Origin of the sequence: Mycobacterium lacus (assembly GCF_010731535.1) — a bacterium.
Classification (GTDB): Bacteria; Actinomycetota; Actinomycetes; order Mycobacteriales; family Mycobacteriaceae; genus Mycobacterium; species Mycobacterium lacus.
This window is the reverse complement of the sequence record NZ_AP022581.1, coordinates 1,088,694-1,106,562: the sequence shown is the minus strand read 5'-3', so window position 1 is coordinate 1,106,562 and position 17,869 is coordinate 1,088,694. Positions and strand designations below refer to the sequence as shown.

Here is a 17,869-nt window from a genome sequence, read left to right as displayed (position 1 = left end):
CTTAATTATGTTAGAGGTCTTATGGACGTCGGTCTGACTTCGGAGCAGCTGGCGCTGCGCGACAGCGTGCGCGACACCCTGCGTGCCGAGTGTCCGCCCGACGCCGCCCGCCAAGCGATGACCGATCCGGGGCGGTGGCGCACTCTGTGGAAGACTGTCGTGGACCTCGGCTGGACGGAACTCGCGGCACCCGACTTGACCGGCGACTACGGACCGGTCGAGCTGGCGGTGGTCCTCGAGGAATGTGGCGCCGCGATCGCGCCCATCCCCTTGTTGAGCAGCGTCGGCCTGGCAGCGGGTGTCGCGCGTGCCTGCGGCTCCGGGCTTGAGTCGGTGCTCGCCGACATCGCCGGGGGTGTCGTTGCCACCCTGGCGGTCCATCCGCCGGGGAGTCGGCTGCCGGGAGCCCCGATGACGCTGCGGGAGGGACGCTTGCGCGGACGCGCGGTCGCGGTCCCCAACCTGTCTCGTGCCGAGCTGATCGTCACTTTGGCCACGTCCGGCGACGGACCGGTGGCCGCGGTGGCACGCTTTGGCGACGGTGTGACCGTCCTGGCGACTGAGTCCACCGACCCCGCGCAACCCGTGGCCGACGTCGAGATCGACACCAAACCCGTGGCCACCGCGCCCATCGACGGCATCGAGTCGGCCTTGACGGCGCCGATGATCGCCGCCGCCGCCGACCTGGTGGGAGTGGCCCGCGCCGCCCTGTTCCGCTCGGTCGAGCATGCCAAGTCGCGGCGCCAGTTCGGCACACCGATCGGCGCATTCCAAGGGATCAAACACGCCCTGGCGGATAACTACGTGGGCCTGGAGCGCGCCCGCAGCCTCACCTACGCGGCGGCGGCCCGTCCCGATGCGTGGACCGCCGCGGCATTGGCCAAGGCTGCGGCCGGTGACGCGGCGGCCAACTGTGCGCGTACCGCGGTCCAAGTGCACGGGGCGCTGGCGCAGACCTGGGAGCACGACATCCACCTCTACGTCCGGCACGCCTGGCAGGGCGCCGCGTTGCTGGGCGACTGTCGAGCGCTCTACCACGCCGTGGGCCGCCGGTTCGTGGGAGGCGCGGCATGACGACGGCGGTCCCCGTTATCGAGGAGTTCGGCGCGTGGTTGACCGACTTTCTGCCCACCGACTATTACCAGCAATACCCCCGGTACCGTTGGGATCTCGCGCTGCGGCGAGAGTATCAGCGGATGGCTTTCGAGGCCGGCTGGCTACAGCCCACCTGGCCGCCCGAGCACGGGGGCCGATCACTCGGCTTGCGCGACGCGATGGAAATCCGGCTCGAGGCAGCGATGCGGTCGGCGCCCAAACTTCCCAACATCGCCGGTCCCAACGTCGTCGCACCCGGCATCCGCCAGTTCGGGACGCCCGCGCAGATCGACCGCCTGCTGGTCCCCCTGCTCCGCGGCGACGAATGGTGGGCCCTGGGCATGTCGGAGCCCGAGGCCGGCTCGGATTTCGCTAGCCTGCGTACCCGCGCCGAGCGCGACGGGGATGTCTTCCGCGTCAACGGGCACAAGATCTGGACCACCCAGGCGCACCTCTCGCGGTGGTGCACCCTGTATGCCCGCACCGATCCGGACGCGCCGAAGCACCGCGGCATCTCCTGCCTGATCCTGGACCTGCGCTCGCACGGTGTGCGGATCGAACCCATCCGGATGGCGTCGGCGTCCGACGAAACGTTCTGCGAGGTTTTCCTCGACGACGTCGAGATTCCGCTGGAGAACCTCTTGGGGCCACTGGGCGGCGGCTGGAACGTAGCGTTGTCGTCGTTGCACCATGAGCGCCAGATGATCTGGATTATGAATTGGGTCGAGATCAACCGCGGGCTCGACTCCGTGCGCGGCGGTCATGCCCGCGACCGCGAGGACATCTACACCGAGCTCGGCTCGCTGCTCGCCGACGCGGAAGCGCTACGGGCCACCGGATACCGCGCCCTGGCCAACGAGCTCGCCGGCCGGCCCAGTCCGGAGGCCGCCATCCTGAAGCTGATGGGATCGGTTACACTGCAACGTGTTTGGGAACTAAGTGCCGTCGCAGCGGGCCCCGGTTCGGCCGGCAACCCGGACCTGCTCTTCGAACGTCAGGACGCACTGGCCGCGACGATCTACGGGGGAACATCCGAGGTTCAGCGCAACATCATCGCCGAGCGGCTGCTCGGACTGCCGAAGGGATGACGACGATGGACTACGAGCTCGGCGAGGACGCTGGTGAACTGCGAACGCACTTGCGGCAATTGATATCCGATCACATTCCCGAGGGCTTTCTGGGCGCCTGCACCGGCGATCCGCAGGATCTCGCCACCACCGAGGCGTTCTGCAAGCTGCTGGCGGCCGAGGGGCTGCTGGCATTGGCGTGGCCGAAAGAGCATGGGGGCGGGGGAGGTTCGATCTGGCAGCAGACCGTGCTGCGCGAGGAAATGTGGGCCCATCACGAGCCGCGTGGTCCGCAGTACATGGGGATCAACTGGGTCGGGCCGGCGCTGATGCGTTACGGGACACCCGAGCAGAAGGCCAAGCATCTGTCGGCCATCGCCGCCGGCGACGTGATCTGGTGCCAAGGCTTTTCCGAGCCGGAGGCCGGAACCGATCTCGCCGCGTTGCGCACCCGCGCGGTACCGGACGGCCCGGATGGCAAAGGCTGGCGCATCACCGGCCAAAAGGTGTGGACGTCGTATGCCCAGATGGCATCCTGGTGCGTGCTGGCCGCGTGCACCCATCCCGACGCCCCAAAACACAAGCGGCTCACGCTGTTTCTGCTTCCCATGGACCGGGCCGGTTTCACCGTGCGGCCGATCCCGTCGATGCTGGGGCCCCATCACCTCAACGAGATGTTCCTCGACGGGGTGCGGGCATTCCCCGACGACGTGCTGGGCGAGCCCGGCGACGGGTGGCGGGTGATGCGTGAAGCGCTGGCATTCGAGCGGGTCGGCATCGCGCGGTACGCCCGCTGCGAATCGCTGCTCGACCGGATGCGCGCCGCGCTCGGCGACGACTGGGACCAACTGCCCGAATCGATTCGCGCCAGCTGGGTGCGGGCGCTCGTCGACCTGCGAGTCGCCCGACTGCTGGCCTATCGGGCGGTGTCGGTGCAGGACGATGCGGCGGCGGATGCGGCGGCCAGCGCCGCCCGCATCGCCACCACCACCTGCGATCAGCAGGTCGCCGAGCTGCTCTTCGACGTGCTGGGCCCGGCCGCGCTGGACAGCGGCGCGACGGCACCGCTACACGGGGCGATCGAAGACCATTGGCGTTATGCACAGGCGGCCACCGTGGCATCGGGCACCATCGAGGTGCAGCGCATGCTGGTGGCACGGGACGTCTTGGGAGATCACCGGCGATGAACACCGAACTGCCACAAGACGTTACCGACTTCGCCGCGGTCGCCGCCAAGCGGCTTGCCCGGTTGGGCGGGCCACCGGCGGCCGTGCGCGCCGAAACCGACGACGGCGTTCGGCGCGCAGCACGCGCCGCACTGAGCGAGCTCGGCGCGTTCGAGCTCGATGTCCGGTCGTCCTCCGGCGACGTGCTGGCCGCCGCGGTGCTCTGCCAGGCGGCCGGCGCAACGGCTCTGCCCTATCCGCTCGTCGAGGAGCTGCTGGCGATCGACGGCGCCCGGCTGGCCCTGGTGAATCCCGACGCGCCGCGCATCGACCACGGCGATCTGCCCGGCGACTGGATCGCCGCCGACCTCGACGCCAACCGCTACCAGCCGCACCCCGCGTCGCGCACCAACGCCAAGCTGGGACCGTTCCTGGTGCCGGCCACCGTGAGCGCACCCAACGGAACCGTGCCCGCCGCGGACGTTAGCCTTCATCTCGTGCTGGGGTCGTGGCGGATTCTGGGCGCGATGCAGCAGTCGCTGCGGATCGTCACCGAGCACGTGCGAGCCCGGGTTCAATTCGGCAAGCCGCTGGCGGAATTCCAGGCCGTCAGGTTCGCCGTCGCGGATGCCTCCGTCGCGCTGCGCGGCCTGCATGAACTCGCCAAGTTCACCGTGTGCCGGCCGGAATCGACAGCGGCGCAGGTTCGTTCGGCCGACGCACTCGTTTTACGGCTGAAGGCCGCCGACACCGCGCGGGAGGTACTGCGCACCGCTCACCAGCTGCTCGGCGCGCTCGGCTTTTGCGACGAGTCCGATATCAGCGTGCTCGACCGGCACACCCAACCGCTGATCCGGTTGCCGCTGGGTACCGAGGGACTGGCGCTGCGGCTGATACCCGGCGTGCCCGACGGCTCCCTCGAGACGCTGTTCACTGGACCAGTATCGGCATGAACGACGAGGGCATCCCGTTCGGTACCAAACTGCGGGAGCTCGCCGAACAGCGACGCGACGACACCGCGGTGACCATCGTCGCGCTCGACGGCACCGCGCAGTCGCTGACCTTCGGTAAACTCGACGCCCGCGCCAACCAGTGGGGACGGGCGCTGGCCGCCAACGGCGCTGAAACGGGTTCCCTGGTGGCACTTGCGATCCCGAATTCGCGACACCTCGTGTTGGCCACATTGGGATGCTGGAAGATCGGCGCGGTGCCCATCCCCATGCACTGGGACCTGCCCGAATGGGAGCGGGACCGGGTGCGCGCGGTGATCGATCCCGTCGTGGTCGTCGACGAAAACAGCCGGTGGGAGCTGGATGTGCGCGCGGCCGCCCAGTCCGAAAGTCCACTGCCCGAAGCGGTTTCCCCAACGGCCCATGGAATCTGCAGCAGCGGTTCGACCGGCGTGCCCAAGGTGATCCTCAACCTGGCGCCCTCGCTCTGGACGCCTCAGCACGGCGAACCATTCTTGTCGGCCTGGACACCGGTAGCCCGGCCGCAGACCATCATGGTGCCCGCGCCGATGTATCACACCAACGGCTTCGCCACCTTCCTCTTCCTGCTGGCCGGTGACCATTTGGTGGTGCTCGAAAAGTTCGACGCGGCACTGGTTTTGGACGTGATCGAGCGGTATCGGATCACCAACTTCACGGCCACCCCCACGATGCTGGCGCGCATCGCCGCCCGGCCGGACATCCGGCGGCGTGACTTGTCCAGCATCGTCTTCGTCCTGCAGGGCGCCGCCGTGATGCCGCCGTCGCTGCTGCACACCTGGTTCGAACTGCTGAGCCCCGAGCAGATGGTGACGGCGTACGGCATGACCGAAAACCTCGGGCTTACGGCGTTGCGCGGCGACGAGTGGCTGACTCATCCTGGCAGCGTCGGCCGCGGCTTCCGGGACACCGAGATCCGGATTCTGGACGCCGACGCGCGTCCGCTGGGCCCCGGCGAGCAGGGCGAGGTCTACCTGCGCGCGCCGATGAGCGCGGGATACCGCTATCTGGGTGGGGCGCCGCCGCTGCCCTCGACCGACGACGGCTTCCGTTCCGCCGGCGACATCGGCCACCTGGACTCCGACGGCTACCTGTACATCGTCGACCGCCGCGTCGACATGATCATCACCGGCGGCGCCAACGTCTTTCCGGCCGAGGTCGAGTCCGCGCTTGCCGGGCACCCCGATATTGCTGACGTTGTGGTGATCGGAATCTCCGACCCACGCTGGGGGCGCCGGGTGCACGCCGTGGTTCAACTCGCGGCGTCGCTGACCGAGCAGCAGGTGATCGAGTACGCCAAGGACCGGCTCGCCCCCTACAAGGTTCCGAAGACGGTCGAATTCGTCGACGCCATTCCGCGTACCGCCGCGACCAAGGTGAACCGGTCGGCGATGATCGCGGCTCGGGGCGGGTAGACCGTGAGGAGCTTGGCATCCCGATGGATCCCCGCGCCGAGCCTGCGGCTACGGCGCGAAATCGTGGGTAACACACGATCCACACGCAGAATCGATGCCGTCAGCGCAGGCTCGACCCGCACCTGGTGAGCCGGACCCCTGATTGCGCGCCAGCAATAAACCGGTGAGTCCGACCGGTCACCTGGAACGATGCGCCCCGTGACCTTCGGCACACGGAACGGAGACCTGGGCGATGGAAGCTGCACTCGCCGTTCATGCCAAGGACCGACCCGCTATGGACGTCGCGCGGGCGGTTATGCGGCCGTCGACCGGGTTGACCACGTGACGCGTCCAGTGCGCCTTGTCCCACCCGAACCCCGGTAACCGGACAGTAGAAGAGCATGGTTGCCATCGAGGTCCGTGGCCTCGGGGTATCCGCGGTAACCTCATTCTCGAAGCGTTGTCACAGCGCACCGAAAGAGGAGAATTCGCCCATGGCCGGCCCTAGCGACGATGGAGCTGAAGTGACCCGCGCCGAGCGCTTTATCAAGACGGCGGTCGAAATCCTCGGCGAAACCGGACGCACCGACTTCACGGTGCAGGAAGTCGTCGCGCGCTCGAAGACCTCGCTGCGGGCGTTCTACCAGCATTTCAGCAGCAAAGACGAATTGCTGCTGGCGCTGTTCGACAGAACCATGGCGCGCACCGCGCAGGCCTGGCGCGCCGAGACCACCGGCCTGGACAGCACCGCCGCGCTGAAGCTGGTCATCGATCGCATTAGCGCGCAGCCGGAGTCGACCACACAGGACAGCCTCAATCGGGCGTTGAGTCTGTACAACCAGCACCTCGCCGAGACCCGGCCGCGCGAATACGCCCGTGTGCTCTCTCCCTTGCATCAGCTGATCCGCGACATCGTGGGGCAAGGCATCACCGAGGGTGTCTTCAACCCGGGCCTCGATGTCGGGGCCGCGGCGGCGATCGTGATGCAGACGGTGGTGGGTGCGCTCCGGTTGCACTGGCTGGGCGCCGAATTGAACGGCACACCGATAGACGCCGGACAGCTTTACGACTTCTGCAGCCGCGCCCTCGGCATCCGAGACAGCGACGACCAGTCGGTCGTGCCCTCCCTGGCCGAGCTGTTCGCCCAAATCGGCATGCGCCCGACAACCCACAATGGCGCGTTCGCCATGACGATGCCGGTCAGCCCGCATGTGGTCAACACTTCCGGCGCGCTTCAGGGCGGCTTGATAGCCACACTCGTGGACGTGGCGGGGGGCCACTTCGGACTGGAGTATCTCGAGCCTGGCACCACGATGACGACCGCCGACCTATTCGTCCGCTACCTGCGGCCGATCCGCCAGGGGTCGGCACTCGCGGTGCCCCGGATGTTGCGATCCGGCCGCCGGGCGATGGTCATGCAGGTCGACATATACGGCGACGGCGACGAACTTGCCGCCACCGCGACCGTGAATTTCGCCATTATCAACGGGGCCTAGCCCCCGTATACGTTCTTGTACAGAAGTGGTAACGTCATTACCAGCTACTGAGACCGAGGCTTCTGCGAGGAGATCGCCATGCCGTCACGCGAGCTTCCCTTTCCGGTGTTCGACGCCGACAACCACATGTACGAACCGCAAGAAGCGCTCACCAAGTTCCTCCCGGACAACCGCAGGCACGTCATCGACTACGTGCAGGTGCGCGGCCGCACCAAGATCGTGGTTCGCGGCCACATCAGCGAATACATCCCCAACCCGACGTTCGAGGTGGTCGCCCGGCCGGGTGCACAAGAGGAATACTTCCGCCACGGCAGCGGCGGCAAGAGCTACCGCGAAGTGATGGGTGAGCCGATGAAGGCGATTCCCGCCTTCCGCGAGCCGGGCCCGCGCCTGGAGGTCATGGACGAGCTGGGCATCGACTACGCCCTGATGTTCCCCACGCTGGCCAGCCTGGTCGAAGAGCGGATGAAGGACGACCCGGAGATGACCCACGACGTCATCCATGCGCTCAACCAATGGATGCACGAGACCTGGTCGTTCAACTACAAGGAGCGCATCTTCGCTACCCCGGTGATCACCTTGCCGATCGTCGACCGTGCGCTCGAAGAACTCCAATGGTGTCTGGAGCGGGGCGCCCGCACCGTGCTGGTCCGCCCGGCGCCGGTTCCCGGCTATCGCGGCAGCCGGTCCTTCGGTTTCGAGGAGTTCGACCCGTTCTGGCAGGCCTGTATCAGGGCCGAGATCCCGGTCTCGATGCACGCCTCCGACAGCGGCTACTCCGAGCTGCTCAACGTGTGGGAGCCCGGCGACGAATTCCTGCCGTTCAAGCCGACCGCCTTCCGGAGCCTGGCGATGGGCCATCGGCCGATCGAAGATGCGATGGGAGCGTTGGTCTGCCACGGCGCGCTGTCGCGCAACCCGGAGCTGCGGATCCTCTCGATCGAGAACGGCGCCGACTGGGTGCCGCACCTGTTCAAGGGCTTGAAGGGCGTCTACAAGAAGATGCCGCACGCGTTCAGCGAGGATCCGATCGAGGCGTTCAAGCGCTGCGTGTACATCAGCCCGTTCTGGGAGGACCGGTTCACCGAGATCGTCACGATGGTGGGCACCGACCGGGTGGTCTTCGGATCCGACTGGCCGCACCCCGAAGGCCTGAAAGACCCCATCACCTTCGTCGACGAACTTTCTGAATTCGACTGCGAAGACGTCGAAAAGATCATGGGTGGCAACATGATGAAGGTGATGAAGGTTTCCAAGCCGGTGTCAAAGCCGGTCAGCGCGTAATCGGGCGAGCCTCACCGTTCTCTTAGCCTGCGATGTGTAGACAGACCGCCCTGTCCGTTATAGAAATGAGACACAAACGCGACGAGTCCGTCTCCAGACAATAAGACACGCATCCATTGCGGCGCACTAGACGTCCGTCGATTTGAAGCGCACCATGAGCTTGGCCACCACAAGACTATCGTCTCCACACCTGATGTTGAGCACCCAGCTGGTCTCCGAACTCGGCGACGCACGCAGCACGTTGCGGGCTACAGCACAGCGCTGCGACGCGGCGGTGATCGTCTACGCGGGCGGTGAGGTCGACGCCTGTAATGAACGAACCTGGCGACGGCTGTTGAGCGAGGTCGCCATCATCGTCACCGCACCCGGTTCGTTGGTGATCGATGTCACCGGGCTGGACTTCATGGCGTGCTGTGCGTTCGCGGCGCTGGCCGATGAGGCGGACCGGTGCCGCCGTCGGGGCGTCGGCCTGTGCCTGGTGAGCCGCCACCCGGGTGTCGCCCGGATCGTCCACGCCTGCGGATTCCGCGACCGGCTGCCTGTTTACCCGACCGCGGACGCTGCCCTGGCGGCCGCCTTCTAGACCGGCCCAAACCAGGAGTTTAAGATTCCGTGCTCCGCACGCGAACGTTGCTAACGTAGTCGGTGTTGCGTAGCTAATGCGTCAGCACACTCCGAATTTGTTTGCGACAGCGGTCCGCAGGAGGTACGGCCAAGTGGCGGCCGAGATGGACTGGGAAAAAACGGTCGGCGCGGCCGAAGATGTCCGGCGCGTCTTTGAGAACGTCCCCACAATGATGGTCGGCCTGCAGGGGCCTGACCATCGTTTTGTGGCGGCAAACGCCGCCTATCGCAAGCTGAGTCCCACACCCACCCCTATTGGGCGATCCGCGCGGGAAGTCTATCCCGAACTCGAAAGTCAATTCATTTACGACATGTTCGATCGGGTGTATCAAACCGGCGAGCCGCAATCTGGAAAAGAATGGCGGCTGCACGCCGACTATGACGGCTCCGGGATACAAGAACGATTTTTCGACTTTCTTGTCACGCCGCGCCGCGGGCCGGACGGGTCCATCGAGGGGGTGCAGCTCGTCTTCGACGACGTCACGACCCGTGTACGGGAACGACAGGCCGCCGAGGCGCAGGTGCAGGAGCTGTCCGAGCGGTACCAGCACGTCCGCGATTCGGCCACCGTGATGCAGCAGGCACTGTTGGCCCCGTCCGTCCCCGTGGTGCCCGGCGCCCACATTGCCGCGAAGTACCTCGTCGCCGCCGAGGACACCGCAGCCGGCGGCGACTGGTTCGATGCGGTCCCCCTCGGGGATCGACTGGTGCTTGTCGTCGGTGACGTCGTCGGGCACGGCGTCGCGGCCGCGGCGGTGATGTCACAGTTACGCACCGCGCTGCGGATGCAGATTTCGGCGGGGCGCGCTGTCGTCGAAGCGCTCGAGGCGTTGGACCACTTTCACAAGCAGGTGCCCGGATCGAAGTCGGCGACGGTGTGTGTCGGCTCGCTCGACTTTGACACCGGCGAATTTCAGTACTGCACCGCGGGACATCCACCGCCGCTTCTGGTCACCGCTGACGCACACGCGCGGTATTTGGAACCAACCGGTGCTGGCCCGCTCGGCAGCGGCCGCGGTTTTCCGGTGCGAACCGAAACGCTCGACGTGGGCGACATGATCCTGCTCTACACCGACGGCCTCATCGAACGCCCGGGCAAGCCACTGGCGGCCAGCACCACGGAATTCGCCGACCTGGCAGCACATCTCGTCGGTGGCCGCGGCTTTCCCATGGACAACGCGGGCCGTCCCATCGACCGCATCTGTTCGCAGACACTCGAATTGCTGCTGCGCTCCACCGGTTACAGCGACGACGTCACCCTGCTTGCGGTGCAACGTCAGACGCCAACGCCACCGCTGCAGACGGAAGTGGATGCGACGATTCATGCCGCACGCGTGATTCGCGCCAGGATTCGAACTTGGCTGTCGGACATCGGTGCCGACGCTGGCGATGTGTCGGATATCGTGCATGCGATCTCGGAGTTCGTCGAGAATGCCGTCGAGCATGCCTATACGGCCGAGGTTCCCGACGGCATTGTCGTCGAAGCAACGCTGGCTGGCGATGGCAACCTGCGGGCGTCCGTGATCGACCATGGGCAATGGAAGGATCACCGCGAGGGTGCGCAGGGCCGCGGGCGTGGGCTTGCGATGGCCGAAGCCTTGGTCTCCGAGGTGCACGTCACGCATGGGACCGATGGGACAACTGCCTCACTGACGCATCGCCTCTCACGACCCGCCGAGTTCGTCACCGACACGTTGGTCAGCCGCTCGGTCGACCAGCCGGCGATCGACTGCGAATTCATCTGCTCAGTCAGCGACCCTGGCCGCGTCGTCGTGAGCGGTGACGTCGATTCCGGCAGCGCACCGACGCTGGACCGCCAGCTAGCCCTCGAAAGCCGTTCCGGCATAGCGTCTTTGACGATCGACCTGAGCGCCGTCACGCAGCTGGGATCGGCGGGCGTGAGCGCGCTGGCCGACGCGTGCGACCGGGCTCGCCGGCAGGGGTGCGAATGTGTTCTGCTCGCGCCACCCGGCAGCCCGGCCCACCACGTCCTGTCACTGGTCCAGCTACCCGTCATCAGTAGCGTCACGGAGAACCTCGTTTCGGAAGGTTGAGCGCGCCTTGCTGTGCCGTACCTGATTGAACGGCATCCCACGGTCCGCGGCGTATTCCCGTGGGAAGTTCAACACCCGATCGCCGATGACGTTGCGCGCCATCTCGGTGGTGCCGCCGCCGATGGCGACCGACTGCCGGGCCAGGTAGCGCAGCCCGGTCTGCAGGCCTTGGCCGAACTCCCCGACGACGCCGGCCGCTGCGGCGATCGAGAGCGCGGTATCCATCTCGCACGTCACGGTCTCGGCGTGGAAGAGCCTGATGAGCGTTCCGCCGGCCGGCGGCAGTGTGCCATCCCGGACGCTGCGATAAACGTGGTCGATCAGCTGCTCGGCCACCGCGCGGTGCACCAGCGCCCGACCGGCCATCTCGCGCACCCGTTCGCTGTCGGCCTGTCCGGTCCTCTCCGCCAGTTCGGCGTAGTCGACCGGCGTCGTGTGGCCGCCTTCGCTGCCGCTGCCGCTGGCAAACTCCGAGCCCTGCCCGACCGCGCGGCGCTCGTGGTACAGCTGCCGGGAGGCCACCGCCCACCCGTCGTTGACCTGGCCGACGACGGCGTCGTCGCCGACGTCCACTCCGTCCAGGAACTCCTCGCAGAATTCGGTGGATCCGTTCACCTGGGTGATGCGGCGCAACGTGATTCCCGGATGGTCGATGGGCACCAGGAACATGGTCAGGCCGTCGTGCTTGGGCACGTCCCAGTCGGTGCGGGCCAGGCACAGTCCGAAGTCCGCAGCGAATGCGCTGGTGCTCCAGGTCTTGGCGCCGTTGATCACCCACCGGTCACCGTGGCGTTCGGCCCGGGTGAGGACGCCGGCCAAATCCGACCCGCCGCTGGGTTCCGACAGCAGCTGCACGAGCACCTCGTCGCCGCGCAGCGCGGCGGAGATGTGCCGCGTTTTCTGCTCCTCGCTACCGGTGTCGAGCAGCGTCGCGCAGCAGATGGTGAACGTCGGCGTGTTGAGGATCAACGGCATCTCGTAGCGGAGGGATTCGTCGTCGAATGCCCGCTGGTATTCGTAATCCAGACCCAGACCCCCGTACTCACGGGGAAAGCAGATACCCGCGAATCCGCCTTCGTAGAGCCGCTTTTGCAGCTCTCGGGCTCGCTGCCAGGACCGTTCATCGTCGCGAGGCGCAGCCGGAGGCGAATCCGGGTCGATGCGAGGCATGTTGTCCGCCAGCCACGCTCTGGCCCGGGCGGCGAATTCCGCAACGGATTCGGTGGGCGTCACCTGGCCGCCCTCGCCGCCTCGTACACCCGTAGGTTGTGTTCCTCCGGTGTGCCAAACATGGCCCGGTACAACGTAACCCGCCTGAGGTACAGATGTAGGTCGTGTTCCCAGGTAACGCCGATGCCACCGTGCATCTGTACGCAACGCTGAACGATCTGGCCCGCCATCTCCCCCACGTAGGATTTGGCGACGCTGGCCGACCGGCCGGCTGCGGGTGAGCGGGCCGCGACGTCGGCAACCGCCGCCGTTGTGGTCGCACGGCACGCTTCGAGCCACATCTTCATGTCGGCGAACCCGTGTTTGAGCGCCTGGTAGGAAGCCAGCGGACGGCCGAATGTGTACCGGTCCAGCGCCCATTGGACGGTGAAGTCGAACACCGTCTGCACGATGCCGACCACCTCCGCGCATTGCAGCACCTGGGCGATCTGGCTCTGCCGATCGATCAGCGCGGCGGTCTCGGCGGCGCTGCCGACAGCCGCGGACGCCGGCACGACCACACCGTCGAACTGCACCCGCGCATACTGCTTGACCAGATCGATTGACTGCTGGGCGGAAATCCGGACGCCCGGCGCGTCCGTCGGAACCAGAAACTGGCGAACCTCGTCGGCATCTGAGGCGCATCGCGCCACCACCAGCAGCACCGCGCTTTGAGCCCCCGCCTCGACCCGGTCCTTGGTGCCCTGAATGCGGTAGCCGCGGTGGCCGGAGTCGGTCGGCGTGAAGGTCACCGACGGATCGAGTGGCGCCCAACCCCGGCCCGGCTCGCAAACCGCCCACGACGCCACCGTTTCACCGCACATCAACGACTCGATGGTGGCCGCGTGCGCCTGCCGTTCGGCGCAGTCGACCAGCCCCGCGAGCACGGTGCTGACCGGATACAGCGGCCCCGGCGCGACCGTCTTGCCGAGCTGTTCGGCAACCATGGCCAGATCCGCGACACCGTTGCCCGACACACTGCCGCCGCCCAACGCCTCCGGAACGAGCAAGCCCGTCCACCCGAGTCCGGCGGCGCGCCGCCACCACGCGGGATCAAAGGACACACCCGCGGCATGCAGCTCACGGACGTAGCGCAGCGGCGCTTCCCTGTGCAGAAATGCCTGGGTGGTCGAGGCGAAGAGTATCTTTTCGGGAGAGTCGACGGCGGTCATGATGCTCTTTGTCAAGGGTTCGCTGGCGACTCTGATGTTAGCAATGAGCAATACCGTAAGAGATACCGGAGTTCAGTCGATAATGGTGTTGACGGGCGGTGACCGCGATGTCTGACACGAAGCAGCCGCCGGAGGATTCGCCGGAATCAGAAGCCGACGCGACGGCCTTGGCCGAAGAAGCCGATGCCGAAGACGCCGAGGCCACACCCTCGTGGCGTGGCCGGTTGCGGGCCCGGCTGCCGCGGCTGTCCACGCTCGCCAAGGTGGCGGCAATCTTCTTGATCTGCGCCTTCGTGGGGCTCAGCGGGTACATGGTGTGGCACCACAACGACGCCAAACACCGCCAGCAGCTCAGCGCGAAGTTTCTCGCCGGGGCCAAGCGCGGCGTGGTCAACATGACCTCGCTCGACTTCAACAAGGCCAAGGAAGACGTCCAGCGAGTGATCGACAGCTCCACGGGTGACTTTAGGGACGACTTCCAGCAGCGGGCAGCCGATTTCACGAAGGTGGTCGAGCAGTCCAAAGTGGTGACCCAGGGAACGGTTAACGCCGCGGCCGTCGAGTCCATGGACGAGCAGTCCGCCGTGGTGCTGGTCTCGGCGACATCGCGCGTCACCAATTCCACTGGCGCAAAGGGAGAACCACAGGCGTGGCGGCTCCGAGTGACTGTGACCGCGGACGCTGGGCAGTACAAGATGTCGAAGGTTGAGTTCGTACCGTGACGGATGATGCGCACGACCCGCAAGCGGCCGACAATGCCGACGCCGCAACCGAAGTCGACGAGGCGGACGGCGAGGGTGTCGAGGAAGCCGAGCCGGCGGCAGATCGGCCGCGGCGCGACCCTTGGCGACTCGTGCGCGGTCTGAGATCCGTGCCGGTGATTCTGGTCCTGCTCCTGGTGGTCTCCGCCGGCGTGGCGACGTGGCTGTTCTACAACGAGTACCGACCCGACCGGCAGACCGACCCCGGCGTCGCGCGCGCGGCGGCAGCCGCGGCTTCCGAAGGGACGGTCGCGCTGCTGTCCTATTCACCCGACACCCTCGAGAACGACTTCGCCGCCGCCAGAACGCACCTCGGCGGGGACTTCCTGTTGTACTACAACAACTTCACTGCGCAGATCGTGGCACCGGCGGCAAAGCAGAAGTCACTGAAGACCACGGCTCGGGTGATGCGTGCCGCGGTATCGGAGCTGAAGCACGATTCGGCCGTCGTTCTCGTCTTCGTCGACCAAACCACCACGACCAAGGAGAACCCCAAGCCGGCGGTGGCGGCCAGCAGCGTGCTGGTGACCATGACCCGTGTCGACGGCAAATGGTTGATCACCAAGTTCGATCCGATATAGCCCTAGGCCCAACCAACGCCGAGCGTGCACCCAGGGCGAAAAAATCATCTGTCAGAGATTCCGCCCTGAGTGCACGTCCGGCGCCGCGTGCTCGTCACCGACGACCGGCCGTTCTCCGGGAAGGGCCCTGGTGGCCGCCCGTACAGCACGGTCGCGTTGACACCGTGCCCATCACGGCGACCACCACAAATCCGTTGGGCTTCGTTGCTATCTATACTATGATAACGATATTCCAGCTCAGGAGGGCCGTTGATGACGCTGCGCACCCACCCCGACGGCCCGCCCGTCGCGCTCGACCTCACCGGCGAAACCAGTCCCTACCCATTCTTCGAGTACATGCGGCGCACCCATCCGGTCTGGCACGGTTCCCTGGCGGACCACTCACAAATGCCCGAAGAACTGCGGCCAAACGACGAGTGGGTGCTGTTCGGCTATGACGACGTGTTCCAGGCCTTCCGCGACGACCGCACCTTCACCTCGGCCAACTACGACAAGACGATCGGATTGGTGATGGGCCACACCATCCTGGCGATGGGCGGCAAGGAGCACCACGACCACCGCAGCCTGGTGGCCAAGGCGTTTCGCGCCACCGCGCTCGAACGCTGGGAACCGTCGGTCATCGGGCCGGTCTGCGACCAGCTGATCGACGAAATCAAACACGACGGCCGCGCCGACCTGGTGAAGGCGCTGACGTTCGAGTTCCCGACCCGGATCATCGCGACGCTGCTGGGACTGCCCCGCAAGGATCTCGACCTGTTCCGGCGGCTGTCACTTGACCTCATCTCGATTCAGGCCGACATCGTGGCTGGGCTGAACGCGGCCGCAGAGTTGCACGATTACTTCCTCGACCAGGTCCAGCAGCGTCGCCGCAAACTCACCAACGACATCATCGGCGACCTGGTCGCCGCCGAGATCGACGACGAAAAGCTCACCGACGAGGCCATCATCGCCTTCCTGCGCCTGCTGCTGCCGGCCGGGCTGGAGACCACCTACCGCTCCTCGGGCAACCTGCTGTACCTGCTGCTAACCCACCCCGAGCAGCTGGCGATGGTCTACCGGGACCGGTCGGCGATCCCCACCGCGATCGAAGAGGGCCTGCGGGTCGAAACGCCACTCACCATGGTCACGCGGACCACCACCGCCGAAGTCGAAATAGGCGGCACGACAATCCCTCCCGGCGCACAGATCGACCTGTGCACGGGCTCGGCCAACCGCGACGAAAGCCGTTGGCCCGACCCCAACACTTTCGACATCCGCCGGCCGCGGCATGCCCACATCGCGTTCGCGGGGGGAATCCACATGTGCCTTGGCATGCATCTGGCCCGGCTGGAAACTCGGGTCATGCTGAACAGCCTGTTCGACCGCGTCAAGGACCTGGCACTGGTTGCCGACGACGGAACCGGCGAGGCATCCAGGATCGTCGGACTCACCTTCCGGTCACCCAACAAGCTTCCGGTCACGTTCACGCCGGCCGCATGAAAAGTCGCGCGGCAATCCTGCACGACGTCGGCGGGCCATGGCCGGTCGAGGAATTCGAGCTGGATCCACCGCATGCCGACGAAGTCCTGGTCCAGATGGCCGCCGCCGGGTTGTGCCACTCCGACGACCGCATCCTCAAGGGCGACATGTCGGCCCGTAACGAGGTGATGCGATCCCTCGGCCTGCCAACCATGTTCCCGACGATCGGCGGCCATGAGGGTTCGGCCGTCGTGCGTGAAATCGGGGACGGCGTCACCGATTTCGCCCCGGGTGACACTCCATGCCGGTCGCACACCAGCGGCACCGACCGTATACGGCGGCGAAGGACATCACCACGCCTCTGCGACGTCGGCATCGGCACCATGGTCCCGGGAATGCCCACCGAGGGCACATTCCGCCATCACACCGCCGACGGTCGGCCGCTCGATCATCTGGCGAAGGTCGGTGCGTTCGCCGAACACACTGTGGTGTCGACGAATTCACTCGTGAAGATTGAGCCGCAGCTGCCGCTGGCGCCGAGCGCGCTGCTGTCCTGCGCCATCCCGACCGGCTCGGCTCGGCCGGGAATCGGGCCGGGGTAGGCGGCGGAGACACGGTCGTCGTCCTCGGCGCCGGCGGTATCGGTACCGGCGCGATCCAGGGCGCGAAGATCAACGGCGCGGCGCACATCGTCGCGGTCGATCCGGTGGACTTCAAACAGAAATCGTCCCTGCGGTTCGGCGCGACGCACATCGTCGCAACAGTGGCCGAGGCACTGGATCTGGTGCGTGGCCTGACACACGGGGTCATGGCCGATGCTGTCGTCGTCTCCCCGTCCTTGATCACCGCCGACGATGTGCGCGACGCTCTGCCACTCACCCGCAAGGGCGGAACCTGTGTGCTCACCGGCATGGCCTCGCAGTTGACCCGGTTAATCAAGATCGATCCGCAGGACTTCATCCCGATGAACAAGACGCTGGCGGGCACCATATTCGGATCGTGCAACCCGAGGGCCGACATCTCCCGGCTGGCTATGCTGTACCAAACGGGTCAGCTCCAGCTCGACGAGATGATCACCAGGCGTTACCGCTTGGATGACATCAACGGTGCCTACGATGACCTGCGCAACGGTGAAATCATCAGGGGCATTATCGATTTCGTGATCAGCTGACTCGGCGTACACAACCTGCCCGCTCCCCCACGGCAACTCGAAAACACCCTCGACGGCAGGCCACTTACGGCGGCCCGGCTCGGGTGCGGCGTTGATTGTGGCAGGTCCCCGATGGTCGGTCCACCCGGTTCTAGCACACGCTGGGCGGCCTTTCCCGCCCAGCTTCGCCAACATCCGCTTGAGCCCGCGACGCGGCCCGTTCATCGGCGCGGCGCAGGCCGATGCGGCCCGCCGTGTGATTCATCGTCCCTCCGGCCCAGCCCCAGGGCCACAGGACCACAAAACAAGGCAGACTCGCTCCGCTCGCCGCGGCCCCCCAACTGCGTAGAGCGACTCGAACGAACCTGC

At 66.4% G+C, this 17,869-nt stretch carries 14 protein-coding genes and 1 pseudogene; 13 read left to right on the top strand and 2 right to left on the bottom strand.

Annotated features, from left to right (window positions below):
- Positions 1-21 precede the first annotated feature (21 nt).
- The 9 genes from G6N24_RS05175 to G6N24_RS05135 all read left to right on the top strand — a co-directional run bounded on the left by G6N24_RS05175 (position 22) and on the right by G6N24_RS05135 (position 11,169).
- Positions 22-1,074 carry an acyl-CoA dehydrogenase family protein gene (locus G6N24_RS05175; RefSeq protein ID WP_085156601.1) on the top strand — a complete coding sequence of 351 codons (1,053 nt, stop codon included), beginning with the start codon at positions 22-24 and terminating at the stop codon, positions 1,072-1,074.
- The gene (locus G6N24_RS05170) at positions 1,071-2,183 is read left to right on the top strand and encodes an acyl-CoA dehydrogenase family protein (RefSeq protein WP_085156598.1); all 1,113 of its coding nucleotides are present in this window, start codon (positions 1,071-1,073) and stop codon (positions 2,181-2,183) included. Before G6N24_RS05175 ends, G6N24_RS05170 begins: the two co-directional genes overlap by 4 nt.
- Positions 2,180-3,349, top strand: a complete 1,170-nt coding sequence (locus G6N24_RS05165) for an acyl-CoA dehydrogenase family protein (RefSeq protein ID WP_179963467.1) — start codon at positions 2,180-2,182, stop codon at positions 3,347-3,349. The genes G6N24_RS05170 and G6N24_RS05165 overlap by 4 nt, the downstream gene beginning before the upstream one ends.
- Positions 3,346-4,281: an acyl-CoA dehydrogenase family protein gene (locus G6N24_RS05160; RefSeq protein ID WP_085156595.1), complete on the top strand. Its 936-nt coding sequence runs from the start codon at positions 3,346-3,348 to the stop codon at positions 4,279-4,281. Before G6N24_RS05165 ends, G6N24_RS05160 begins: the two co-directional genes overlap by 4 nt.
- Positions 4,278-5,732 carry a class I adenylate-forming enzyme family protein gene (locus tag G6N24_RS05155; protein ID WP_085156592.1) on the top strand — a complete coding sequence of 485 codons (1,455 nt, stop codon included), beginning with the start codon at positions 4,278-4,280 and terminating at the stop codon, positions 5,730-5,732. The genes G6N24_RS05160 and G6N24_RS05155 overlap by 4 nt, the downstream gene beginning before the upstream one ends.
- 473 nt (positions 5,733-6,205) lie before the next feature.
- Positions 6,206-7,207 (top strand): hotdog fold thioesterase, encoded by a 1,002-nt coding sequence (locus tag G6N24_RS05150; RefSeq protein ID WP_085156588.1) that lies wholly within the window; start codon positions 6,206-6,208, stop codon positions 7,205-7,207.
- A 78-nt stretch (positions 7,208-7,285) separates the two neighbouring features.
- Positions 7,286-8,491, top strand: coding sequence for an amidohydrolase family protein (locus G6N24_RS05145; protein ID WP_085156585.1), 1,206 nt, complete (start codon positions 7,286-7,288; stop codon positions 8,489-8,491).
- 154 nt (positions 8,492-8,645) lie between these two features.
- Complete coding sequence (locus G6N24_RS05140; protein ID WP_139822193.1) at positions 8,646-9,074, top strand: anti-sigma factor antagonist; 429 nt, start codon at positions 8,646-8,648, stop codon at positions 9,072-9,074.
- A 133-nt stretch (positions 9,075-9,207) separates the two neighbouring features.
- A complete protein-coding gene (locus G6N24_RS05135) occupies positions 9,208-11,169 on the top strand; it encodes a SpoIIE family protein phosphatase (protein ID WP_085156580.1) in 1,962 nt (653 codons plus the stop codon).
- Here G6N24_RS05135 and G6N24_RS05130 read toward each other — a convergent pair.
- Both G6N24_RS05130 and G6N24_RS05125 read right to left on the bottom strand, forming a co-directional pair.
- Positions 11,122-12,402, bottom strand: a complete 1,281-nt coding sequence (locus G6N24_RS05130) for an acyl-CoA dehydrogenase family protein (protein WP_085156577.1) — start codon at positions 12,400-12,402, stop codon at positions 11,122-11,124. The genes G6N24_RS05135 and G6N24_RS05130 overlap by 48 nt on opposite strands.
- Positions 12,399-13,550, bottom strand: coding sequence for an acyl-CoA dehydrogenase family protein (locus G6N24_RS05125; protein WP_085156686.1), 1,152 nt, complete (start codon positions 13,548-13,550; stop codon positions 12,399-12,401). The genes G6N24_RS05130 and G6N24_RS05125 overlap by 4 nt, the downstream gene beginning before the upstream one ends.
- Before the next feature lie 107 nt (positions 13,551-13,657).
- On the opposite strand from G6N24_RS05125, the gene G6N24_RS05120 reads away from it, so the two are divergent.
- From G6N24_RS05120 to G6N24_RS05105, 4 genes and pseudogenes are all read left to right on the top strand, one after another.
- On the top strand, positions 13,658-14,272 hold the full coding sequence (locus G6N24_RS05120) for a hypothetical protein (RefSeq protein WP_085156683.1): 615 nt from the start codon (positions 13,658-13,660) through the stop codon (positions 14,270-14,272).
- Positions 14,269-14,892 (top strand): hypothetical protein, encoded by a 624-nt coding sequence (locus G6N24_RS05115; protein ID WP_085156575.1) that lies wholly within the window; start codon positions 14,269-14,271, stop codon positions 14,890-14,892. The genes G6N24_RS05120 and G6N24_RS05115 overlap by 4 nt, the downstream gene beginning before the upstream one ends.
- 252 nt (positions 14,893-15,144) lie before the next feature.
- The gene (locus G6N24_RS05110) at positions 15,145-16,371 is read left to right on the top strand and encodes a cytochrome P450 (RefSeq protein ID WP_085156572.1); all 1,227 of its coding nucleotides are present in this window, start codon (positions 15,145-15,147) and stop codon (positions 16,369-16,371) included.
- Positions 16,368-17,521: pseudogene (locus tag G6N24_RS05105) on the top strand (zinc-binding dehydrogenase). The gene G6N24_RS05110 and the pseudogene G6N24_RS05105 overlap by 4 nt, the downstream one beginning before the upstream one ends.
- Positions 17,522-17,869 lie beyond the last annotated feature (348 nt).